The 22,563-nt window shown below is 62.7% G+C and carries 19 protein-coding genes and 3 pseudogenes; 8 read left to right on the top strand and 14 right to left on the bottom strand.

Annotated features, from left to right (window positions below; translation table 11 throughout):
* Positions 1 to 71 precede the first annotated feature (71 nt).
* Complete coding sequence (locus tag AC0V7N_RS22620) at positions 72 to 1,028, top strand: IS5 family transposase (RefSeq protein ID WP_475450585.1); 957 nt, start codon at positions 72 to 74, stop codon at positions 1,026 to 1,028.
* 181 nt (positions 1,029 to 1,209) lie between these two features.
* Here the strand turns inward: AC0V7N_RS22620 and AC0V7N_RS22615 are convergent, their stop codons facing one another.
* Positions 1,210 to 2,142 carry an IS110 family RNA-guided transposase gene (locus AC0V7N_RS22615; RefSeq protein WP_475450584.1) on the bottom strand — a complete coding sequence of 311 codons (933 nt, stop codon included), beginning with the start codon at positions 2,140 to 2,142 and terminating at the stop codon, positions 1,210 to 1,212.
* A gap of 417 nt (positions 2,143 to 2,559) precedes the next feature.
* On the opposite strand from AC0V7N_RS22615, the gene rpmG reads away from it, so the two are divergent.
* Positions 2,560 to 2,727: a 50S ribosomal protein L33 gene (gene rpmG / locus AC0V7N_RS22610; protein WP_006201775.1), complete on the top strand. Its 168-nt coding sequence runs from the start codon at positions 2,560 to 2,562 to the stop codon at positions 2,725 to 2,727.
* 103 nt (positions 2,728 to 2,830) lie between these two features.
* Here rpmG and AC0V7N_RS22605 read toward each other — a convergent pair whose 3' ends face one another.
* The 7 genes and pseudogenes from AC0V7N_RS22605 to AC0V7N_RS22575 all read right to left on the bottom strand — a co-directional run bounded on the left by AC0V7N_RS22605 (position 2,831) and on the right by AC0V7N_RS22575 (position 9,904).
* Positions 2,831 to 3,898, bottom strand: coding sequence for a sn-glycerol-3-phosphate ABC transporter ATP-binding protein UgpC (locus AC0V7N_RS22605; RefSeq protein WP_496627270.1), 1,068 nt, complete (start codon positions 3,896 to 3,898; stop codon positions 2,831 to 2,833).
* 4 nt (positions 3,899 to 3,902) lie between these two features.
* Positions 3,903 to 4,751, bottom strand: a complete 849-nt coding sequence (locus AC0V7N_RS22600) for a carbohydrate ABC transporter permease (protein WP_475450582.1) — start codon at positions 4,749 to 4,751, stop codon at positions 3,903 to 3,905.
* Entirely contained in the window at positions 4,751 to 5,674 is a 924-nt protein-coding gene (locus AC0V7N_RS22595) for a carbohydrate ABC transporter permease (RefSeq protein ID WP_475450581.1), read from the bottom strand. The genes AC0V7N_RS22600 and AC0V7N_RS22595 overlap by 1 nt, the downstream gene beginning before the upstream one ends.
* Before the next feature lie 175 nt (positions 5,675 to 5,849).
* Positions 5,850 to 7,127 (bottom strand): ABC transporter substrate-binding protein, encoded by a 1,278-nt coding sequence (locus AC0V7N_RS22590; protein WP_475450580.1) that lies wholly within the window; start codon positions 7,125 to 7,127, stop codon positions 5,850 to 5,852.
* Between the two features lie 29 nt (positions 7,128 to 7,156).
* Positions 7,157 to 8,344, bottom strand: coding sequence for a PLP-dependent transferase (locus tag AC0V7N_RS22585; RefSeq protein ID WP_496627269.1), 1,188 nt, complete (start codon positions 8,342 to 8,344; stop codon positions 7,157 to 7,159).
* Entirely contained in the window at positions 8,341 to 9,075 is a 735-nt protein-coding gene (locus AC0V7N_RS22580; protein WP_475450579.1) for a FadR/GntR family transcriptional regulator, read from the bottom strand. The genes AC0V7N_RS22585 and AC0V7N_RS22580 overlap by 4 nt, the downstream gene beginning before the upstream one ends.
* 155 nt (positions 9,076 to 9,230) lie before the next feature.
* Positions 9,231 to 9,904: pseudogene (locus tag AC0V7N_RS22575) on the bottom strand (DJ-1/PfpI family protein).
* 88 nt (positions 9,905 to 9,992) lie between these two features.
* Between AC0V7N_RS22575 and AC0V7N_RS22570 the strand changes: the two are divergent.
* Positions 9,993 to 10,940, top strand: a complete 948-nt coding sequence (locus AC0V7N_RS22570) for a GlxA family transcriptional regulator (RefSeq protein ID WP_475450578.1) — start codon at positions 9,993 to 9,995, stop codon at positions 10,938 to 10,940.
* Positions 10,941 to 10,981: 41 nt separating this feature from the next.
* Here the strand turns inward: AC0V7N_RS22570 and AC0V7N_RS22565 are convergent, their stop codons facing one another.
* From AC0V7N_RS22565 to AC0V7N_RS22555, 3 genes are all read right to left on the bottom strand, one after another.
* On the bottom strand, positions 10,982 to 12,472 hold the full coding sequence (locus AC0V7N_RS22565) for an FAD-dependent monooxygenase (RefSeq protein ID WP_475450577.1): 1,491 nt from the start codon (positions 12,470 to 12,472) through the stop codon (positions 10,982 to 10,984).
* A 532-nt stretch (positions 12,473 to 13,004) separates the two neighbouring features.
* Positions 13,005 to 14,378, bottom strand: a complete 1,374-nt coding sequence (locus tag AC0V7N_RS22560; RefSeq protein ID WP_475450576.1) for a PleD family two-component system response regulator — start codon at positions 14,376 to 14,378, stop codon at positions 13,005 to 13,007.
* A 33-nt stretch (positions 14,379 to 14,411) separates the two neighbouring features.
* Positions 14,412 to 14,828: a response regulator gene (locus tag AC0V7N_RS22555; protein ID WP_475450575.1), complete on the bottom strand. Its 417-nt coding sequence runs from the start codon at positions 14,826 to 14,828 to the stop codon at positions 14,412 to 14,414.
* A 202-nt stretch (positions 14,829 to 15,030) separates the two neighbouring features.
* Here AC0V7N_RS22555 and AC0V7N_RS22550 point away from each other — a divergent pair, with 202 nt between their 5' ends.
* A complete protein-coding gene (locus tag AC0V7N_RS22550) occupies positions 15,031 to 15,330 on the top strand; it encodes a DUF3572 domain-containing protein (protein WP_172228527.1) in 300 nt (99 codons plus the stop codon).
* The gene (locus AC0V7N_RS22545; RefSeq protein WP_475450574.1) at positions 15,327 to 15,980 is read left to right on the top strand and encodes a hypothetical protein; all 654 of its coding nucleotides are present in this window, start codon (positions 15,327 to 15,329) and stop codon (positions 15,978 to 15,980) included. Before AC0V7N_RS22550 ends, AC0V7N_RS22545 begins: the two co-directional genes overlap by 4 nt.
* 97 nt (positions 15,981 to 16,077) lie before the next feature.
* On the opposite strand, the gene AC0V7N_RS22540 is transcribed toward AC0V7N_RS22545, so the two are convergent.
* Both AC0V7N_RS22540 and AC0V7N_RS22535 read right to left on the bottom strand, forming a co-directional pair.
* Entirely contained in the window at positions 16,078 to 17,640 is a 1,563-nt protein-coding gene (locus tag AC0V7N_RS22540) for a hypothetical protein (protein WP_475460443.1), read from the bottom strand.
* A gap of 92 nt (positions 17,641 to 17,732) precedes the next feature.
* Positions 17,733 to 18,319, bottom strand: a pseudogene (locus AC0V7N_RS22535) (GNAT family N-acetyltransferase).
* 66 nt (positions 18,320 to 18,385) lie between these two features.
* On the opposite strand from AC0V7N_RS22535, the pseudogene AC0V7N_RS22530 reads away from it, so the two are divergent.
* Positions 18,386 to 19,712 (top strand): annotated as a pseudogene (locus AC0V7N_RS22530) (DNA polymerase IV).
* 28 nt (positions 19,713 to 19,740) lie between these two features.
* On the opposite strand, the gene AC0V7N_RS22525 reads toward AC0V7N_RS22530, so the two are convergent.
* On the bottom strand, positions 19,741 to 20,247 hold the full coding sequence (locus AC0V7N_RS22525) for a hypothetical protein (protein ID WP_475450571.1): 507 nt from the start codon (positions 20,245 to 20,247) through the stop codon (positions 19,741 to 19,743).
* Positions 20,248 to 20,437: 190 nt separating this feature from the next.
* Between AC0V7N_RS22525 and AC0V7N_RS22520 the strand changes: the two genes are divergently transcribed.
* Positions 20,438 to 21,319, top strand: coding sequence for a DMT family transporter (locus AC0V7N_RS22520; protein WP_475450570.1), 882 nt, complete (start codon positions 20,438 to 20,440; stop codon positions 21,317 to 21,319).
* Between the two features lie 168 nt (positions 21,320 to 21,487).
* The gene (locus tag AC0V7N_RS22515; RefSeq protein ID WP_475450569.1) at positions 21,488 to 22,528 is read left to right on the top strand and encodes an IS110 family RNA-guided transposase; all 1,041 of its coding nucleotides are present in this window, start codon (positions 21,488 to 21,490) and stop codon (positions 22,526 to 22,528) included.
* Positions 22,529 to 22,563: the final 35 nt, after the last annotated feature.

The following is a 22,563-nucleotide window of genomic DNA, read 5'->3' as shown; positions in this document are numbered from 1 at the left end:
CTCCCCTTGTGGGGCTGTTGCGTAATTCGCTGTTTGTGATTCTCTGAGATTGACGCTCGGAGGGAATCACGATGGCAGTGAAGCGGACGGGTCAGTTGAGCTTGGCGGAAGCCTTTCTGGGCACCAAGCTGGTGGGCGGGGCTTCGCCGCTCGACCGTCTTGTCGGTCTGGTGAAGTGGTATCGCTTCGAGAAGCTGCTGACACCGCTACGCGATGGCGGGCCGGGTCGGGCAGCCTGGCCGCCGCTGGTTCTGTTCAAGGCGCTCTTGCTGCAATCTCTGTACGGGCTGTCGGACCGCGAACTGGAGGAGGCACTTGGCGACCGGCTGTCGTTTCGGCGCTTTGCTGGGCTGGGGCTGGACGATACGATCCCCGACCACACGGTGCTGTCGCGCTTTCGCAATCTGCTTGTTGGCGAAGGTCTGCTTGAGAAGCTGTTTGGCGAACTGGACCGGCAGTTGGAGAAGGCCGGCGTGATCCTGAAGCGGGGCACGATGCTGGATGCCACGCTGATCGATGCGGTCTCATCGCCGCCTTCGGGCGAGCGGGTCTCGAAGGATGCGGACGCCCGTGTCACGGTGCGGCAAGGCAAGGGCGGCTTCACCTTCGGCTACAAGGCACATGTCGGAGTGGATGAAGGCTCTGGCCTGATCCGCAAAGTGATCACGACGCCTGCCAACGTCAACGACACGGTGGTGGCCGATGCCTTGATCTGCGGCGACGAGAAGACGGTATGGGCGGACGCCGCCTACGACACCCATGCCCGCCGTGCCCGGCTCAAGGCTGCAGGCAAGAAGACTCGCATCGCGCGCCGCCCCAATAAGCACCATGCGCTGGCGCCACGGCTCAAACATTACAACCGTCTAATCGCCAGACGGCGTGCCGCAGTCGAGACCACCTTCGCCACGCTCAAGAACCGCATGAAGCTGACCACGATCCGCTATGTCGGGCTGGCCAAGGCCGCTGCCCAGGTGACACTGGCGGCGATCGCCTTCAACATGCGCCGATGGGCCGCCATCACAGGATAGGTGCGCCCGCAGTCCGGCTGCACCACCTCCAAAACCCCAAATCAAGCGTCAGGGCTCACAAATACGAGCGGAATCCTTGCGATCCCGCTCCCTTCAAACATCCACGGCTACTGCGCAACAGGCCCACAAGGGGAGAAGGTGGCCTCGCGAAGCGAGGTCGGATGAGCGACTATCTGGGGTGTCAAGTTGCATTTGCGAATTCGTTACGCGCGTCGCGTGCTTTTGCATTGAGAATGACGAGCTTGCGGGCGAGCGCAATGCGGATGACCATTTTCTCCTTTCCGGCAGCCTGCAACCGTTGCTTGAAAGCTGCCAGATGCGGATCATATTTGGCAACGATGCTGGCAACGAGGAAGAGGACGCCGCGCGGCCCTGCCCGACCGCCGCGCACTGGTCTTCGACCGCTGCGCTTGCCGCTGTCATTGGCGATCGGCGCCAGGCCGGCCAACTTGGCGATGGCCTTGTTGGAGAGGATGCCGATCTCCGGCAACTGCGCCATCAGCCGCGCCACGGTGCGAGAGGCAACACCCTTGAGCGAGCGGAAGGCCCGGTCGAGGCATGCCCACAGCGGATCGTCATCGATGAGCGTGGCGATCTCACCCTCGAGCCTGCGGCTCTGGCGCGCAAGCAGCGCGATCACCTCATCAAGGCTTGCGATGGTTTCGGCGTCGGCAGTGCTCTTGCGCTGCTTTTGAATGGTGAGGTCACCTCCCACCTGGGAAAGCCGCGCAACCAGCGCCTTGAGCCGCTGCTGGGCCGCGCTTGGCGGCGGCGTCGGCTTGAGCCGCTTGACGGCACCATAACGGGCAATCACGGCGGCATCGATCCTGTCGGTCTTCTCCAGGAAACCCATCGCCTCGGCAAAGTAGCGAACGCTCCTCGCATTGGCCATGCCGCAGGGTTGGCCCATCTCCCACAAGAGCAGGAAGGCCAACCGTTCGTAGCCGCCACTGGCCTCCATGACGACGAGTTTGACATCATGGTTCTGACACCAGGCGGCCAGATCGGCGATGCCTGCCGCATCGTTGGCGAAGCGGTTTGCCGCTCCCATCGGCTCGATATGGGCATCAAGCCAGTCTTTCGAAATATCTATTCCACAGAGGATCGTGTTCACGGTAACCTGCCTTGTGCGTGCGATTGGAGCCAAGCGACTATTCGGTCGTGCGTGACGAAGGCGAAGATCCCAGGCTCATCCACGGTTGTAGCCGCAGGGGTGTCGGGCGACTTCGCCAAGCCTCGAATCGGATGGCCGTCCGGTTCGAGGCTCAGTCGCTTCCATCGCACAAAGTCTCCTCCGTGCAGATACAAGGGGTGCTCCAGCTTGGCAATGACGGCACTCCGTCACGCACCCCTCAACCGTCTCGGCGCTGCGCGCCGATCCACCTTCTCCCACAGGGGGAGAAGGAAGAGATGGAGCCTCCGGGCTTGACTTTCCAGGCACGTTCTTTATGTGTCGCGCCAAGTTTCCCGCGTCCGGGTGTTTTCCCGTGCTCCAGCGGCCAAAACCCCACGAACATAACGGACTGAGATCATGGCCAAAGCCGCAAACATCAAGATCAAGCTTCTGTCGACCGCCGACACCGGTTTCTTCTACGTCACCAGCAAGAACAGCCGTACCAAGACCGACAAGCTGTCGTTCCGCAAGTACGACCCGGTCGCCAAGAAGCACGTCGAATTCAAGGAAACCAAGATCAAGTAATCTGGGTTTTCCCTCTGGAATGCAAAACGCCGCCCAATGGGCGGCGTTTTTGTTTGCAAGGCAGAGGCTACGTCTGAGTGCCCTCAGCCCCGGCTGAGTTGCCTCAACCGACGCGATCGCCGCTTTTCGGATCGAACAGATGCAGTGACGCCGGATCGGCCGACAGCCGCACGATGTCGCCGGGCTTCACGCCGGCGCGACCCATGGCAAAGACGCAAAGCTGCTGGTTGGCCAGCTTGACGTAGAACTGCGTCGACAGGCCGAGCGGCTCCACCACCCCCACCTCGCCTTGCAGCACACCGTCATCGGCCAGCCTGATGTGCTCGGGCCGCAGGCCGACGGTGATGACGTCACCATCCTGCAGCGGCAGGCCGTCCGGCAGTTTCAACGCCTGACCATCCGCAAGCACGGCCTCCGAAGTGGCACCCTTGCGAACCGTCGCCGGCAAAAAGTTCATGCCCGGTGAGCCGATGAAACCGGCAACGAACATGTTGGCCGGACGGTCATAGAGATCGAGCGGCGCGCCGACCTGCTGGATCAGCCCGTCATGCATGACGACGATGCGGTCGGCCATGGTCATCGCCTCGATCTGGTCGTGGGTGACGTAAACCGAGGTGGTCTTCAATTGCTGGTGCAGCGCCTTGATCTCGGCGCGCATATGCACGCGCAGTTTGGCATCGAGGTTCGACAGCGGCTCGTCGAACAGAAAGACCTTGGGATCGCGCACGATGGCGCGGCCCATGGCGACGCGCTGGCGCTGGCCGCCGGACAGTTGGCGCGGCAAGCGCTGCAGGAACGTGTCCAGGCCCAGCCGCTTGGCCGCGCCGTCCACCCGCGCGTCGATCGTGGTCTTCTCAGCCTTCTTCAACAGCAGGCTGAAGCCCATGTTCTTCGACACGTCCATGTGCGGATAGAGCGCGTAGGACTGGAACACCATGGCGATGTCGCGGTCCTTCGGCGCCACGTCATTGACCAGCCGCTCGCCGATGCGGATCTCGCCGCCGGAAGCCTCCTCCAGCCCGGCGATCATGCGCAGCAGTGTCGATTTCCCGCAGCCAGATGGACCGACCAGGACGACGAATTCGCCGTCGGCGATTTCAAGGTCGACCGCGTGCAGGACGCGGACGGCGCCATAATCCTTGCGGACCTTTTCGAGCGTAACAGAAGCCATCGATCTATCCTTTGACGGCGCCGGCGGTCAGGCCGGTGACGAGATAGCGTTGCAGGAAAGCGAAGAAGATGCAGACCGGGATCAGCGCCAGGATCGACGCCGCCATCATCTGCCCCCAGTCGACGGCGAACTTGCCGATGAAGGTGAGCAGGCCGACAGCAAAAGTCTTCTGGTCGTCGCTGGAAATCAGCATCAGCGCGAACAGAAGCTCGCTCCAGGCGGCGGTGAAGACGAAGCCGAGCGTCGCCCCCATGCCGGGCAGCGTCAGCGGCACGATCACCTTGCGCATCGCTTGCGCGCGCGTGCAGCCGTCGATCATCGCCGCCTCTTCCAAATCCTTCGGAATGCCGTCGAAGAAGGACTGCATCAGGAAGGTGGCGAAGGCGGTGTTGAAGGCGGTGTAGATGATGATCAGCCCGGTCAAGCTGTTGATCAGCCCGATCTGACCCATGACGCGGTAGATCGGTGGAATGACCATCACCAGCGGAAAAGTCTGGGTCAGAAGCAACATCAGCGCTAGTGCCGCCTTGCCACGAAAAGTGAAGCGCGACATGGCGTAGCCGGCAAGCGTGGCGATGATCGTCACCAATGCCGCCGTCGACACCGAGACGATGACGCTGTTGAGGAAATAGCGCGGGAAATCGGTGGCTTCGAGCACGGTGATGAAGTTCTGCAACGTCATGTGCGACGGCCAGAAGGTGATGCCTTCGGAATAGAGCAGCCGCTCCGGCGTCACCGAGATCTTCAGCGTCCAGTAGATCGGGAACAGGGCGAAGACCACGTAGGCCGCGATTGCCGCATAGAGGCCGACGCCGCCGAAGAACCGTTGTGAAGCAGAACGTCCCGCGATCATCAGACGTGCCTCACCAGTGAGCGGCGGATGGCGATCAACGCGATCGCATAGGCAATGAGCAGGACGAGCAGTAGCACGGCGACCGCCGAGGCATAGCCCTTGTCCAGCGACTTGAAGGCGCTGACATAGATGTAGACCGGCACCGTGTTGGTCGAGCCGGCCGGTCCGCCTTCGGTCATGACGAAGATCAGGTCGGCGAAGGTGGCGATCCAGATGGTGCGCAGCATCACGGTGATGGCAATGGTCGGCGCCAGGAACGGCAGCGTCACCTTGGTGAAGCGCTGCCAGGGCGAAGCGCCGTCGATCGCCGCTGCTTCATGCAATTCGGACGGAATCGACTTCAGCGCCGCCAGAAGCGTGATGGCGAAGAACGGAATGCCGAACCAGACATTGGCAATGATCGGCCCCCACATCGCCGTGGCAGGATCGGAGAGCACATTGGTCGGTTCCGCCTTCAGCCCCAGCGCGAACAGCCAGTGCGGTAGCGGCCCGACAATCGGGTTGAACAGCCAGGCCCAGGTCAGGCCCGATAGGAAGGACGGCACTGCCCAGGGCAAGAAGACCAGCGCCTGCACCACCTTGCGACCCCAGAACGGCTTGTCGAGCAGCAGCGCCAGGCCAAGGCCGAGGAAGAACTGGAAGAACAGGCTGGCGACCGTCCACCACAGCGTATTGACCAGCGCTTGCCCTAGCACCTGATCCGAAAACATCGCCTGATACTGGCCGAGCCCGACATATTCCGACTTGAAGGCCGAGAATTTGCGGAAGGAGTAGCTGATGCCGATGACCAGAGGCACCAAAAGCACCACGACCAGCAGGATGATCGCCGGGCTGAGATAGAGCCATGGCTCGATGGCGGCGTGCGACAGCCGCTTTCGTCGCGGCTTGCCGGCGGATCTTATTTCGGACACGGCATAGGTCATTGCTGAGGATCGGCTCCCTGGAGCGACGGCGGATACAGCATCTTCTCCCCGTTTTACGGGAGAAGATGCGGCAGGCAGATGAGGGGCAGCGCGAGCCTTGGGGTGCTGGCGCCGCCCCTCATCCGGCCCTTCGGGCCACCTTCTCCCCGTGAACGGGGAGAAGGAAGAAGTTGGCTTACTTCTTGTTCTTGGCCAGCCAGTCCTGCTGTTCCTTGGTCAGGAACGTAGCCCATGCGTCGGCCGCCTCCTTGGCCGTCTTCTGGCCAAGCAGCACTTCCTGGAAATTCTTGATCGCCACCTGATCGACGAAATTGCCGAGGTTTTCCAGATGCGTCGGCGGCGTCACCATTTCATATTTGGAGGTGTCGCTGAGCTCGGTGAACCAGCCCTTGAACTGCTCGGTCTTGAAATGGGGGTCCTGGTCGGCGCCGTTGTGGATCGGGACGACGCCGACTTCCTTGGCCCATTCCAGATTGTCCTTCGGCGAGAGCAGCGTCGCCATCAGCTTCCAGGCATCGTCCTTGTGCTGCGAGTTGGCGAACATCGCCCAGCCGGCATAGCCGAGCGTCGGATAGGACTTGCCGCTCGGACCAACGGGAAGCGGCGCCACGGCGAAGTCGTCGGCGCTCATCTTGTCGGCGATGCCGAGCAGCGCGTCCGGATCCTGGTTGAGCATGGCGCAGGTGCCGGAATAGAAGCCGGTGACGGTTTCGTTGAAGCCCCAGCTCACCGCATCCTTCGGCGCCAGGCCGTCCTTGTACATGTCGGCCAGCATTTGCAGGCCCTTGACCGAGCCCTCGTCATTGATGGTCGAGGTGCCGTCTTCGTTGAAGTAGCCTCCCTTGCCGGCGGCGATGTTCATGAACATGTGCATGCCGTTGAAGGCGCCGGGACCGCCGCGCAGGCAATAGCCGTATTTGCCGGGAATGGCGGAGATTTTCTTGGAATCGGCGATGAAATCGTCGAGCGTGGCCGGCGGGCCGTCGAGGCCGGCTTGCTTGAACAGCTTCTTGTTCCAGAACAGCGCGTTCACATAGTAGCCGTAAGGGATCATGAACTGGGTGTTGTTGACCGTCGAGCCGAACTGCTTGGCACGGTCGCCCAGCGTCTTGGCGTCATCCCACTTGGCCATATAGGGGCCAAGGTCCTCGAGCTGGGCATTGTTGGCATAGAGGCCCATCCAGCGCTCCGGCATCTCCACCACGTCGGGCGTATCGCCGGCCTGCACCATGGTCAGGAACTTTTCGAAGGCCTGGCCCCAGGGCAGCGAGATCAGCTCGACCTTGACGCCGGGATTGGCAGCTTCGAACTCGGCGATCTGCTTTTTCAGGAATTCGGTGCGCGGCGGGCTGGTGATGACTTCGACCATTTTCAGGGTCGAATCGGCCGCAGCACTTCCGGCGGAAATCGCCAGCCCCGCAACGGTGGCAAGCATGACGGTCAGTTTTTTCATGTTCAAGACTTCCATTTTGAACCCGCTTGTTATTTTCTGGCTTTTTCGAAGGCCTGGGCCACATCGGCCCAGAGGTCTTCGACACTTTCCAATCCGACATTGAAGCGGATGGTTCGGGGGCTGACGCCGAAGCGCGCCATCGAATTCAGTCCCGGCGTCTGCTCCAGCGACGCCTTGGCCGGCACGACCAGGCTTTCATGCCCACCCCAGCTGACGCCGATGCGGAAATATTTCAGCGCATCGACGAAGACGGGGATGTCGATATCGTCCGTCACTTCGAAGGAAAACAGACCGGCATAGCCCGCCAGCGTCGCCTTGCCCGGATGGTTCGAATAGACGGGATGGTTGACGCGCTCGACATTGGCATGCGCCTTCAGCCGTTCGGCGATGGTGAGCCCGCTCTTCATGTGGTGCGGCAGGCGCAGCGGCAGCGTGCGCAGGCCGCGCAACAGCAGCCAGGCTTCGAACGGCGACAGCTTGCCGCCGAGATAGGAATAGGTCTGCTCGTTGATGTGCTTGATGTGCGCGGCCGAACCCGCCACCACGCCGGCGACGGTATCGCTATGGCCACCGAGATATTTCGAGGCCGAGTGCAGCACCAGGTCGACGCCATGCGAGATCGGCTTCTGGAACACCGGTGAGGCCCAGGAATTGTCGATGGTGGTGATGATGCCCTGTTCTTTCGCCAACCGGGTCAGATGCGCGATATCCTGCAGCTCGAACATCATCGAGGTCGGGCTTTCCAGATAAAGCAGCTTGGCGCCGGGAAGCGCCGCCGCCACCGCATCCGGATCGGAACCGTCGACATAGTCGACCTTGATGTTGAGCCGCGGCAGGAGCCGCTCGAACAGCCGGTAGGCATCGCCGTAGCAGTTGCGCACCGCAACGATGCGCTCTCCGGCGCCGACGAAGGCAAGCACGGTGGCGCTGATCGCCGCCATGCCGCTGGAAAAGCCGCGCGCGGCCTCGGCGCCCTCGAGTGCGGCGACGCGCGCCTCGAACTCCATCACCGTCGGATTGTCACCGCGCGAATAGATCGGCTGCTTTCGTTTGCCGGCAAAGGTGTCGGCCATTTCGGTATAATTGGCGAAGGTGAACAGCGACGTCTGGTAGATCGGCGGCACCACCGCACCGCCGGGGAACGGCTCGTCATGCGCCAGAAGCGTCGCCGCCTCGGCAAGATAGTCGTGATCGAAACCGGTCGGATGCTCGTTCATGTCTGGCTCGGAAGTTTGAGATTGGCCGCACCGCGCCTGAGATCGTCCTCGACGGTGGCGATCAGCTTGAGCGCCTCGGCGCGGGCGCCCAGCGGGTCGCGAGCGATGATGCGTTGGTACATGGTGCGGTGGTAGGGAAAGCTGGCGTGACCGAAGTCGCGCACGCCCAGCGGATGCTCCCAGAAGCGGTGGAACAGCTCGTGCATGGCGGCGATGATCTGTTCGAACAGCGGATTGCCGGAGACGCGGTAGATCGCCTGATGGAACTCCCAGTCCTCTTCCGACGACATGCCGTCGCGGGTCCGAAAAGCCTGCTCCATGATGTCGAGCTTGCGCTCGATCTCGGCAATGTCGGCCGGGCTGGCGCGCTCGGCGCAAAGGGCTGCCGCCTCCGCCTCCAGAGCGCGGCGGATTTCAAGCGTCTGCATCAGGCTGGTGAAGTCGTTGCCGCCGGCCAGCGTCAGCGGCATGTGCAGCATATCGGGTGACACAGCCGCCTTGAGGTAAGTGCCGCTGCCTTGCCGGCGCTCGACCAGCCCCAGCCCCTCCCACCGCGTCAGCGCCTCGCGCACCGTGTTGCGGCTGACCTTCAGCCGCTCGGCCAGGATACGCTCGGTCGGAAGCCGCTCGCCCGGCTGCAAGGCCTCGGCGCGGACAAAACCCACCAACGCCTTCAGCACGGCGTCATCGCGCGCCGTCGTCTGAATGGGTGGCAGGCTGTTCTGGTCCACAAATCCTCCCCGAAGCGCACAAGTGGTGCAATGGCCCAACCAATTCTGCACGGACGGAGAGACGTGTCAACAGCCGAAACGAAGACGGGCCGCACCGCGCGCCGTGGCGCCGTTCGGCCCGTCAATTCAAGCGTGGCTTGGCGCCGGCGTGATGGCTACGCGGCGCGCCAGCGCGCGAACATGTCCTCGCGAACCTGCCTCGAACCCGCGAGCCGCTTCTTTGCCTCCGCCAGCACGGAAAGCGAAGCCTGTGCGGGCGTGCCCGATTGGAACGGAGGAGCCGGGCATATTCGAGCGAGAGTTGCACCGTTTCGGCCTCGGCCTGACCGAGAAGCCTGGCGACCAGGACGAGACCGAAATCGATCCCCGAGGTTACGCCGCCGGCGGTTATCAGGTTTCCGTCCTCGACAATGCGCTCGTCAACTGGAATGGCGCCGAACTCGGCGAGGAAATCATGCGCGTACCAATGCGTCGTCGCCCGCTTGCCTTTGAGCAGGCCGGCGGCACCGAGCACCAGGGCACCGCTGCATACCGAGGTGACATAGCGTGCCTGTGCAGTGCGCTCACGCACGAAATCGAGCACGGCCTGGTCCTCCAGCAGCGGGTTGACGCCGCCTCCACCCGGAATGCACAGCACATCGAGAGGCGGGCAATCGTCGAAGGTCGCCGTTGGCTTGAGCGACAGCCGCGTCGACGACATCACCGGATTGCGATCCTTCCAGATCAATTCCACCTCGGCGCCTTTCGCCGATGCCAGGACTTCATAAGGGCCGGTGAGATCGAGCTGCTGGACATTGGGGAAGACGAGGATGCCGAAACGAAGGGTCATGGAACTCTCCACAGGTTGACTCCAGCCAATCTAAGGCATCATGTTTTGGCACGATCGCCAATCACCCCTCGTTTCAAGCCAAATCGCCATGCACCGTATCGAAATTCTTGCCTATCCCGACATCCAGCTCCTCGATGTCAGCGGCCCGCTTCAGGTCTTCGCCAGCGCCAACGACTTCAGGACGCAGGCCGGCGAACCAGCTCCCTACGAGGTCGCGGTCGTCGCCGCCTCGCGGCAGATCAGGACATCCGCCGGTCTCGTGCTGGAGGCAGCCGCGCTGCCGGTGCACGGGCTGGAGATCGACACGCTGATCGTGCCTGGCGGATGGGGCGTCAACTCGGCCTGCGAGGATCCCGAACTCGTCCAATGGATCATCGGCCGCTCGCGCGACGCCACGCGAACAGCTTCGGTGTGCAGTGGCGCCATGCTTCTGGCGACGGCAGGACTGCTCGACGGCCGGCGTGCGGTTACCCACTGGGGACGCTGCGCCGAGTTCGCGCGGCGCTTTCCAGCGGTCCGCCTCGAACCCGACCCGATCTTCATCCGTGACGGCAATGTCTGGACGTCGGCAGGCGTGACGGCGGGCATAGATCTCGCCCTTTCCTTCGTCGAGGCCGACCTTGGCCGGCGCGTGGCGCTTGCGGTGGCGCGCGAGCTGGTGGTCTTCCTGAAACGACCCGGTGGCCAGGCGCAGTTCAGCCAGACGCTCAAGCTGCAGCAAGGCGACGAACGCTTCGACCGGCTGCATGGCTGGATCCAGGACAATCTTGACGGCGACCTTTCGCTGCCGACCCTGGCCGAGCGCGCCAATATGAGCCCGCGCAGTTTCTCCAGGCACTATCGGGAGGCAACGGGCCGCACACCTGCGCGCGCGATCGAGGAGATCCGGATCGAGGCGGCGCGACGGATGCTGGAACGGGGCCAGGCCGTCAACCAGACGGCCCGCCGCTGCGGCTTCGGATCGGAAGAGACGATGCGGCGCGGCTTTCTACGCGTCCTCGGCACAAACCCCCGCGACTATCGCGAACGCTTCTGACGCGGCGGCCTGCGGCACCATTCCTAGTCTGAAGCGTGTCGCTAACTCGCGGCGGGCGGCCCGAACCAGGTGGTCAGCGCGTCAGCCAGTCCCTGTTGGGTTCCGACCCCAACCCAGGCCACATAGCCATCGGGCCGGATCAAGACGGCGTCGGGCGCGGCGACCGTCCCGAGGACTGGAAGCTCCCAGGCACCGGCATACAAAGCATTGATCTGGCGGACCCGATCCGCCCAAGGCGCAATGTCCAGTCTGCCTGGTTCACCGAGGTTGAGAAGCACCGGCCGGGCATCGTGCAGCAAGCTGAAGACCCGCACCGGACCGCTGGCCGTGGCCAGGTCGAGGTCGGGCATTCGCCGCCCAAGCAGTGGATGTCCCACGCCAAGATCGTAATGGATACCCAGACCCGACATCTCCGCGGCGATCCGTTTTCGCGGCTCTTCCATGCCAAGCAACTCGGTAAAGATGTCGTTCAATGCCTTGGTGCTGGCATCCATGCGACGAAGCGCGACCTGCGCCATCGCGTTGCGCAGGACGCGAGCGGCGATCGGATGACGCTCGGCGTGATAACTGTCGAGAAGGGTTTCCGGCGATATCCGCTTGACCACCTGGACCAGCTTCCATCCCAGATTGACCGCGTCCTGCACGCCAATGTTGAGCCCCTGCCCGCCCATCGGCGGATGGATATGCGCGGCGTCGCCGGCCAGCAGGACGCGTCTGTCGCGGTAAGCGGCAGCCTGGCGCGTTGTGTCCGTGAACCGGGAGATCCAGGTCGGGCTGTGGACCCCGAAATCGGTACCGTAGACCGCGACGAGCGCTTCGCTGAGATCGCCCAGCGTCGGTTCGCCGCCGATGGTCAGTTGCCTCTCGGTCAGCACGACACCCACCCGGTCGCCTTCCTCGATCCTGCCTATCGCATGAATTCCGTAGGCATCGCTGCGAAAGCCCAATGCCGGTTCCCTAGACATCTCGACCTCGGCGATCATCCAGCTCATCGTCGGATCCTGTCCCGCGAACTCGATGCCCGCCGCCTTGCGGATCGTGCTGCGTCCTCCGTCGCAGCCGACAAGGTACTGCGCCCTCAGCCGGCGGCCACCGGACAAATCCAGGTCGACACCGTCATCATCCTGCGCGAAGTCAGTGACGTCCTGTCCGCGGTAGATCGGTACTTCCAACTCGCTGATCCAGTCGGCCAATATCCGCTCGATATGGTTTTGCCGCAGCGCCAGCAGACAGTTATGCCGCGTGGGAAAATCGCCGATGTCCAACCGGATCATGTGGAAGCCGACGGTCGGGAAGCGCTGCCCCTGGGCGAGAAACCGGTCGGCAATTCCGCGCTGATCGAGAACCTCGATGGTACGCGCGTGCAGGCCACCCGCGCGCAAGCCGATCAGCTGCTGGTTCGGGCGCCGCTCGACGATGGCGACATCGATGCCGGCCAAAGCCAGTTCGCCTGCCAGCATCAGCCCGGTCGGACCGCCTCCTGCGATCATCACCGCATGATCCCGACCGTCTGCTGGCGACACAACACCCATTCCCATCTCCCGTTTCCGCTGGCTTGGGCCGCGGTTTTACGGGAACAGGCGGGTCTTGCCGCAAGCCCCTTGTGCGCCATATGCATGAAGTGGAGAGGGGTACTCTCCTTGCCCTGGATGGACGACGGCCAAAAAACGGCAGTTCGCAGTCGCGCCGCCGCCATTGAAGCCACCCTTGACTCAGGAAGCGTTTCTCAAATTTTCCGCGCATGAAAAAGCCCCTTTCGGGGCTTTTGCGGAGGCTTGAAACAAAGGGGGCCGGTCGGCGTTTGGCAGCGGTACGAGGAGGCCACTATGTGCCAGCGCCGGCCGGCCGACCCCACGGACCCAGGAGATGCGGCGGACCTGAGCATCATGGGGTATTTCTAGGGATCGAGCCGGCTATCTACCCTCGTGCCGGCTTCGTCTTGGTCTGCACATTTGCGCAAGAGCTTATGAAAATCAACAGTTTCTTAACCAAGGCTCGCGAATCGCTTGGATTAAGGTAAATAGCTAACCTTATTGGATTGACCGGACAATCAGGCGCGGAGGGTTACGCCGCCTTGGCAACCACACGGTTGCGGCCGCCGCTCTTGGCTTCGTAAAGCGCGAGATCGGCGCGCTTCATCAGCGCCGCCACCGTATCCACACCCTTCAGCACCGACGACACGCCAACGCTGACGGTGACCTCGATCGTCTTACCATCAGTACCGATGGCGAAGGGCTGCTGGGCGATTTCGGCGCGGATGCGTTCGGCCACTTTCTCGGCCACGGCGCCATCGGTGTCCGGCATCACCACCACGAACTCCTCGCCGCCGAACCGGCAGGCAAGGTCGATACCCCTGACATTCTTGCGCAGCCGCCGGGCAAATTCCCGCAGCACCTCGTCGCCGCCATCATGGCCGTGCGCGTCGTTGATCGACTTGAAGCGATCGAGATCGGTGATCATCACCGACAGCGGCCGGCGCCGCGCCACGGCGCGGTCGAACAGCGTCTGCAGATGGCTGTCGAGATAGCGGCGATTGTGCAGCCCGGTCAGGCCATCCGTCACCGCCATCTCGATGGTCTGGGTGACGCTGGCGCGCAATTGGTCGTTGTAGCGCTTGCGGCGCACCTGGGTGCGCAGCCGCGCCGTCAGTTCCTGCTGGTCGATCGGCCGCATCAGATAGTCGTTGATGCCAAGTTCGAGGCCGCGGATGATGCGCTCCTCCTCGCCCTCATCCGCCAAAAGGATGATCGGCACGAAACGCGTGCGGTCGAGCGAGCGCAACTGCGAGCAGAGCCTGAGCGGATCGAAATCGGCGAAAGCCGTCGAAATCATCACGCATTCATAGGATGTTTCGGCCGCCTGGAAGAACCCGGCATGCGGATCGCTGTTGACGTCAAGATCGGCGCGATCACGCAACATCCTCTGGATGCGCTCGACCGACGATTTGCGCTCGTCGATCAAAAGCACTTTCGGCGTCGTGTCTTCGGACGCGAAATTGCGGCTGAGCAGCTCTTCGATGCCGATGTTGCGGGTTGTCGAGGCGCGCAGCCTGAGCTCGTCGGTCAGAGACTTCAACCGGACCAGGCTCTTGACGCGCGTCATCAGCTGCAGGTCGTTGACCGGCTTGGTCAGGAAATCGTCGGCGCCGGCCTCAAGCCCCCGCACGCGGTCGGACACCTGGTCGAGCGCGGTGATCATCACCACCGGGATGTGCGACGTCGCCGGATCGCTTTTCAGCCTGCGGCAGACCTCGAACCCGTCCATGTCGGGCATCATCACGTCGAGCAGCACGACATCGACCTTGCCGTTCTCGCAGGTCTCGATCGCGTCAGGCCCGTTGGTGGCGGTCAACACCTCGAAATATTCGGCCAGCAGCCGAACCTCCAGCAGCCTCACATTGGCAGGGATGTCGTCGACGACGAGGATCCGCGCAGTCATTTCACAAGGCTCCGGCTCGGCTGGAATGGCACATCAGGCATCGCCCAGATAGGATTTGATGGTTTCGATGAAACGCGGCACCGAGATCGGCTTCGAAATATAGGCCTCGCAGCCGCCCTGGCGGATGCGTTCCTCGTCGCCTTTCATGGCAAAGGCAGTCACCGCGATGACCGGAATGACGTGCAGATCGTCGTCCTCCTTCAGCCATTTGGTCACCTCCAGACCCGACACTTCGGGCAGCTGGATGTCCATCAAGATGAGATCGGGACGGTGCTTGCGGGCCAGATCCAGCGCCTCCAGACCATTGCGGGTGCGCACCGTCTCGTAGCCGCTCGCTTCTATGAGGTCCCGAAAGAGCTTCATGTTGAGCTCATTGTCCTCGACGATCATGACCTTCTTAGGCATCGACATCCCGTCCCGGCCGTCCTTCCGATCGAAGGTGACCGTCATGCGCCCCTGGTTGAACGCACCAAACCCTGCTTCACTATACGGCAATATGATTGACGAAACGGAAACCCTCGGCCTGCAAAGCAGCGCGAATTCCACCTCGCCTCCCTGCGCGTCCAAACGGCGCGCCGCGCTGTAAAGGCTTGCCGCAAGCAATTCTTGCCATTACTGCGGAAGAGACTCATTCCACATACCGAAGGTAGTGATGGCAAACGCGACGTCAATGCGCGAAGAGGCGGAAACCCTTGCCGTGAAGGCGCTGGGTTTCGTCGCCTCGGATCCGGAGCTGTTGCCGCGTTTTCTGGCGATCACCGGAATAGAGGCGCATTCGATCCGCAGGGCCGCCGGCGAGCCTGGCTTTTTGGCCGGCGTCCTGCAGTTCATTCTTGCCCACGAGCCGACGCTGATGCGCTTTGCCGAGGAAACCGGCACGCCGCCAGCCGCCGTCGGCAAGGCGTTGCGCGCCCTGCCGCTCGGCGACGATAACCATGAGCATTCGATATGAGCGATGATCCAGAGACCGCGCGCCAGATCGAGGAACTGGCCGATGACGACCGGCCGTTGCTGGTGCTCGACGTCGACGACGTCGTGCTCGAATTCATTCGCCCCTTCCCGCATTTCCTCAAGTCGCGCGGCTATGGCCTGACGCTGGCGTCCTTCCGGCTGACCGGCAACATTGCCGAAACGGCGAGCGGCCGGCTGATCGAGCAGCCCGAAGTCACGACACTCCTTGGCGATTTCTTCGACGCGCAAGCCGATTGGCAGAGCATCACCGACGGCGCCGCGGAAGCCTTGGCAAGGCTCGGGGACCGGGCGGAAATCATATTGCTGACGGCCATGCCACATAGGCATCGCGCCGTACGCCGCGCCCATCTCGATGCCCTGGGTCTGAACTATCCGCTGCTGACCACCGAGATGGCCAAGGGACCGGCCGTGGCCAGGCTGCGCGGCAAGGGTGGTCGGCCGGTGGTCTTCGTCGACGATCAGCCGCACAATCTGACGTCGGTGCGGAAGTCGGTCGCCGACGCCAATCTTTTCCACCTTATGGCCGACAATTCGCTACGCGCATTCCTGCCGCCGGTTCCGGACGATATTATCGTCGTCCAGGACTGGCATGAAGCCGCGCCGAAGATCGCGGGCGCTCTGGGGCTGTAGAGCAATTCCAGGAAAAGTGTGAGACGGTTTTCCCGGGAAAAGCGCGTAGCGCCTTCCCTTGGGAATTGCGTCAAAACAACAGTCTAGAGCCGAACCCTCAAGGATTCAGTTTCGCGCCGGCCCCGCCATTGTCGTTGCCGCCACTATTGGCGCCACCGCCATTGTCGCCGCCGCTGCTATCGTCCGCGCCACCACTATCGTCGACGCTGTCGTCCACCGCCGGATCGGCCGGCTTCAGCATGACGCCATTGACGGTGACCGAGCCGTCGGCCTTGGTGCTGACAGCCCATTCCAGTCGGCCGTCCGGCAGCGTCTTGGCAAAACCCTTGGCCATGAGGGCGACGGGCACGTATTGCCCCAGCTCCGGCTCCGCCTTCGCCGCTTCCTGCAGATGCTCCATGATCTTGTCGAAGCCGGCGACATCGACCGTGAGATTAGCGTCGGGCTTCTCACCGAAGCTTGTCATCTCACCTTCCAGCGCGATCTCCATATCCTTGTTCTTCACAGTGCTGTGGCCGATGACGACCTTCGGCGCCTTGGCCAGGAAGTCGGCTTTGAGCTGGTCGCCGAACTCGGGCGACAGCGGCGGCTCCTTATTGAGATCAAAGGCTTCGATCGCCTTCTTCGCCATGCTGTCGAGATCGATATTGGCACCGCCGAAGTTGAGGTCGATATCGGTGGGCAGCAGCGCCACGCTCCAGCTCGGCAAAAGCTGCTGCGGCACGGTCAGCCCCGAGGCCTTGATGCCGTAGGTGACCTTGCCGTTCTGGGAAACGCCGTCGCTGCCGAACGCGGTGCTGAGCTGGGTCGCCCCGAAAGTGCCGATCGGGCTGTCGACCGCGAAATCCTTGAAGCCATAGGTGCCGTCGATGCGCTCCCACACCGGAAGCGCGGCGAGCAGAAGCGACTTCAGCTGCGCCTGGTTCGCCTTCAGCGTCTTCTCGTCCTCATTGGCCACGGCAAATGCCAGAAGGTCGAGCAGCGGCCTAGTCTGCACGCCCTTGCCGCTGGCTTCCACCGACAATTCCGGCGACTTCACGGTGACCGGAAAATTCAGCCCGCTCTCGGGATCATTGAATTTGATCGCTTCGACGAAATTAGAAACTTTCTGCGACGTCGTGAAATCAACGCCGCCATTGGCGGCCTTGGTGGCGGCAATCGTCGCGGTGCCCGCGCCGGCACTGGCATCCACCTGCTGCTTGCCGTCCTTCGATGCGATCGTCATGCCAGCCATCGAACTGGCGCCGCTGATGAAGGCCGCCAGTTTCGGGTCGTAGACGCCGGAACCCTTGCCGTCCTTGATCGAAAACTGCGTGCTTTGCAGCCCCTCGGGCCCGTTGAACTCGAAGGACGCGCTTTGCGAAAAGTCCATCGAGACATCCCAGGTGCCGTCGCTGCGCGGCTTGACCATCAAGGCGTAAGGGGCAAAGTCGAATTTCCCCAGCTTCTGGTCTGGAAAGCTCGCGGCCAACGCCTTGAAATCGAAAACGATCTTGTAAGCATTGCCTTCGACCGAGACCTTCAAAATGCCCTTGTCGAGCGCCTGCTTGCCGACATAGCGCGACAGGTCATCGGACAATTGCTTCGCCCCCTGGCTGTCGACGGTCTGGCCGAAAGCGGGCGCGCAGAACAGCAGGGCGGTAAAGGCAGTTGGCAACATACGGTTCACGGCAATTCTCCGTTGGGTCGAAGGCAAAATCGTTTCGGTACTTCTGGTAGGGAAATACCATCACAACTGCAAGATGATGACAGTCAGGCAATCGGCTCCAGCACCAGCCGCATCAGCGGTCGACCCGCTTTACGTTCCACAAGCCTCTCGAACCCCGCCTTCTCAAACACCCCCGACGAGCCGACGAACAGGCCGATCGAGCGCGAATCGCGCGACAGGTCGATCGGGCAGGCCTCGACAAGCCGTGCCCCGTTCTTGCGGGCGAAATCGATGCCGCCTTCGACGAGGCGATGGGTGATGCCCTTGCCGCGCGCCTTGGCGCGGATGAAAAGCAGGAAATCGCCCACACGGCCGGATCCGAAGCGTCGCCGGGATCGATCGGCGCCGAGCCTCTGCCCTTGTTGTTCCATTCGGGCACGTCGGCGCGTGGCCCGATCTGCATCCAGCCGACCGCCTTGCCGTCCTCGAAGGCCAACAGGCCAGGCGGCGGGCCGGCTTCAATGCGCGCCCTGATATGGTCCTTGTTGCGTTCGCGGCTATTCTCGCGCCGCGCCACCGGCGCCAGCCGGAAATGCGTGCACCAGCAGCCATAGCAGGCGCCCTGCTTGCCGAAAAGGTCCTCGAAATCAGGCCAAAGCTCAGGCGCCAGCGGCACTATGGTCGTGCTCATACGGTTCTCCCCAGGTCAAGCTTGTGGCTGACCCTGCACTGTCGTACGATTGCCTCTGTTCTCTTTATGTTCGCAGCGATGGCGGCCCCTGTCAACAATCCCGATCACGGTTTTTGCCGTGACTGCCTGACCTTTCAGCGCAGTGAAACGCGCCGCTGTGAGCGCTGCGGCAGCCCTCGCCTTGCCCGCCATCCCGAGCTCTACCGGCTGCATCTGGCCCACATCGATTGCGACGCCTTCTACGCGGCGATCGAAAAGCGCGACAACCCGGCGCTCAAGGACAAGCCGCTGATCATCGGCGGCGGCAAGCGCGGGGTTGTCTCCACCGCATGCTACATCGCCCGCATCCGCGGCGTGCGCTCGGCCATGCCGATGTTCAAGGCGCTCGAGGCCTGCCCCGAGGCGGTCGTGATCCCGCCCAACATGGAAAAATGTGCGCGTCGGCCGCGAGGTGCGCGCCATGATGCAGGCGCTGACGCCGCTGGTCGAGCCGCTGTCGATCGACGAGGCGTTTCTCGACCTCTCCGGCACCGAACGGCTGCACGGCCTGCCGCCGGCGGTGGTGCTGGCGCGCTTTGCGCTGGCCGTCGAGAAGGAGGTCGGCATCACCGTTTCGGCCGGCCTCTCCTATTGCAAATTCCTCGCCAAGATCGCTTCGGACTTCCGCAAGCCCCGCGGTTTTTCGGTCATCGGCGAGGCCGAGGCGGTCGGCTTCCTGGCGGAGCAGCCGGTGACCATGATCTGGGGCGTCGGCAAGGCTTTCAACGCGACGCTGGAGCGCGACGGTATTCGCACCATCGGCCAGCTTCAGAAGATGGAGCGTGGCGACCTGATGCGCCGCTACGGCACGATGGGCGACCGGCTTTACCGGCTTTCGCGCGGTGAGGACGTCCGCCGCGTCGATCCCGACCAGGACGCCAAGAGCGTATCGGCCGAAACCACCTTCGATACCGATATCGCATCGCTGGATGAGTTGGTCGCGGTGCTGAGGGGCCTTTCGGAAAAGGTCTCGGCGCGGCTGAAAAAGTCGGGCATTGCCGGACGCACCGTGGTGCTGAAGCTGAAGACCCAGGATTTCAAGCTGCGCACGCGCAATCGCCAGCTCGGCGACCCGACGAGGCTCGCGGACCGTATCTTTCAGACCGGCGTCGAGCTTCTTCGCAAGGAAACGGACGGAACGAAATTTCGGTTGCTCGGCATCGGCGTCAGCGACCTCTCGGACGACGACAAGGCGGACCCGCCGGACCTGGTCGACGTGCAGTCTCGCAAGCGCGCCATGGCCGAAGGCGCCATCGATGCGCTGCGCGACAAGTTCGGCCGCAAGGCGGTGGAAACCGGCTATACGTTCGGCAGGGGCCGCGATGCCCACCCGCCGGAACAGCTGGAAGACTGAACCTTCCGGGACGCTAGAGTCCGGGACGCTAGACTCTCGTCAAATCGATACGACTCGTCACCACGCTCTTGCCGGTTTTCGGATCGGTATCGATGACCGTCAGCCGGATGCCGTTCTCGCCTCGCTTCTCCACCGTCATCCGTGCCTTGCGATCGCCATTGACCTCCTTCGCCCAGCGGATGCCAAGATTGATCGCGTTGCCCGAACGGCTGCCGTTCAGCTGTGCCGGTCCGGTGCGCGACCCGACATAGATGCCGCTGTATTTCGCGCCTGTGACCTTCAGATTGGCGCTGATGGCCCGCGACACCACAACGAGACCGCGGCAATTGCCATCCAGTGAGAGCGAGGTTGAGGTCGCATTCGACTTGAAGCTGCAGGAAACACTGACATTCGGCACATCCGTGGTCACCTGCACAGTGCCCTTGCCGGCGAAATTACCCTTGAACGACTGGAGGAACTTGGTCTCGTCGGCATGAGCTGCGCCGGCGGCGATCACCAGGCAGCCAGCGAGCGCGACTTGCGCGAATGGTCTCATGGGACTCTCCTTGTCGATATTGAAAGGCAGGTTTTGCAAAGCACGGACAAAATATCGCGACTCAACGCCCCTGGCCGTCTCAGGTTCCGCCAGCACCATGACGGTTTCGCAAGCTGGTCGCCGCAACTGGCCCAGAAGAATACATCAGCTAGCGATTGCGGCAAAAGCCGCGCCCTGCGAGATAGCAGCAATGGCACCCACCCCCTCGATCCCAAAGGCCGCGTTCTGGATGGCGCTGTCGATTACCTCCTTCCTGGGGATGTCGATCGCCGGCCGCGCCACGACGGCCGAACTCAACGTCTTCCAGGTTCTAGAACTGCGCTCGGTGATCGGCTTCTTCATTCTCTTGCCGCTGGTGCTGACGAGTGGCGGCTTTGCGGCGATGCGCACGCAGCGTCCCCTCGCCCATATCGCCCGCAACGTCGTCCACTATAGCGGCCAGGCGGCATGGCTCTACGCGTTGACGCTGATCCCGCTGGCGGTGCTGATCTCGATCGAATTCACCACGCCGATCTGGACGGCGATCCTGGCGGTGACTTTTCTTGGCGAAAGGCTGAGCCGGCCGAAACTGGCGGCAGTCGTGCTCGGCCTGATTGGCGTCGTGGTCATCGTGCGCCCGGGCGTTGGCTCGATTGATCCGGGACATCTCGTCGTGCTGGGCGCCGCTGTCTGTTTCGGCGTGTCGCTGGTCCTGGTCAAATCGCTGACGCGCACCGACAGCGTCGTGCGCATCATCTTCTGGATGCTGATCATCCAGTCGGCGGTCGGCCTGATCCCCGCGCTCTACGTATGGCGCACCCCGTCGCTCGAACTCTGGCCATGGATCCTGCTGATCGCCTTCACCGGCATGTCGTCGCATTTCTGCATGGCCCGCGCGCTCACCTATGCCGACGCGACCGTCATTTCACCGATGGATTTCCTGCGGGTGCCCTTGTCGGCGCTGGTCGGTTGGCTGCTCTATCAGGAACAGATCGACGCCTTCACCGCCGGAGGCGCGCTGCTCATCCTGATGGGCAATCTGCTCAATCTGCAGCGCAAGCCGGTGCGAGCGGCCGAAGTGGCGGCGTCTTAGCACCCGGCTAGGTGTATTGAGATTCAGGTCAGGCCGAGTCGAGAACGGTAGGTTCCGAGAACCGGAGCGGAGCGTACATTTAAGTACGTGTTGGGGTGGACGGCCCCCGACGGCATCGCGATGTGCCAGATTGAGGTCGTTGCAGATCTCAAACCAGGGAGACCGTCCGTGGATAAACTTATTCGCATTGGCATGGATACGTCAAAGAGCGTTTTCCAGTTGCATGGCGTGAATGAAGCTGAACAGCCGGTGTTGCGCAAGAAGCTGCGGCGCAATCAGGTGCTTGCCTTCTTTGCCGAGCTTTCGGGACTGAAAATTGGCATGGAGGCCTGTGGCGCGGCGCACTACTGGGCGCGGGAATTGCGCGCGCTGGGCCATGAAGTGGTGTTGCTGCCGCCGCAGTACGTGAAGCCCTATGTGAAGCGCTCCAAGTCGGATGCGGCGGACGCCGGGGCGATCTGTGAGGCGATGAGCCGGCCAGAGATGCGTTTTGTTCCGATCAAGAGCGCCGACCAGTTGGGATCGCAAATGCTGGCGAAACTGCGCGCGCGGTTCATCGGCCGGCGCACGCAGCTCGCCAATTCGATCCGAGGCTTTGCGGCGGAGTTCGGTCTTGTCGCGCCCAAGGGGCTTTCCCGCCTCGGCGATCTGCTGGCTGACATTCGCGCTGATGTGACGATCCCGGACACGGCCAGGGACATGTTCGAGACGCTGGCGCGCGATTATGCGCATATCAGCGCCGAGGTCGCCACGCTCGATGAGAAGCTGCTTGCGCTTCACAGACAGAGCGAAGTGAGCCAGCGGTTGGCCGCCATACCGGCGGTTGGTCCCGTCGGAGCGACGCTGCTGGCCATCAAGGTTACGGATGCGCATGGCTTCAGATCGGGACGGGACTTTGCCGCCTGGCTCGGACTGACGCCGAAGAACCATTCAACAGCAGGTAGAAACAGGCTCGGCGTAATTACCCGCGCCGGCGACGAGATGCTGCGAAGTGTGCTGGTGGCGGGCGCGACCGCTCTCATCCAGCACATGCGGCGTGGCAGCAAACGGGTCTGGCCCTGGTTACGGGCCTTGATTGCGCGCAAAGCTCCCAAGCTGGCAGCGGTGGCGCTGGCCAACAAGCTCGCTCGGATCGCCTGGAGGTTGATGGTCAGCGGCGAGCATTATCGCCCTATCAGCGCCATCCATCCGACCTCGGTGCAGCCGTAAGAGATCAGAGTTCGGCGTCGAGTTCACGTTCGACG

This window comes from Mesorhizobium kamtschaticum, assembly GCF_056174585.1.
The sequence above is the reverse complement of the archived record's forward strand: the minus strand, read 5'-3'. Positions and strand labels throughout refer to the sequence as shown.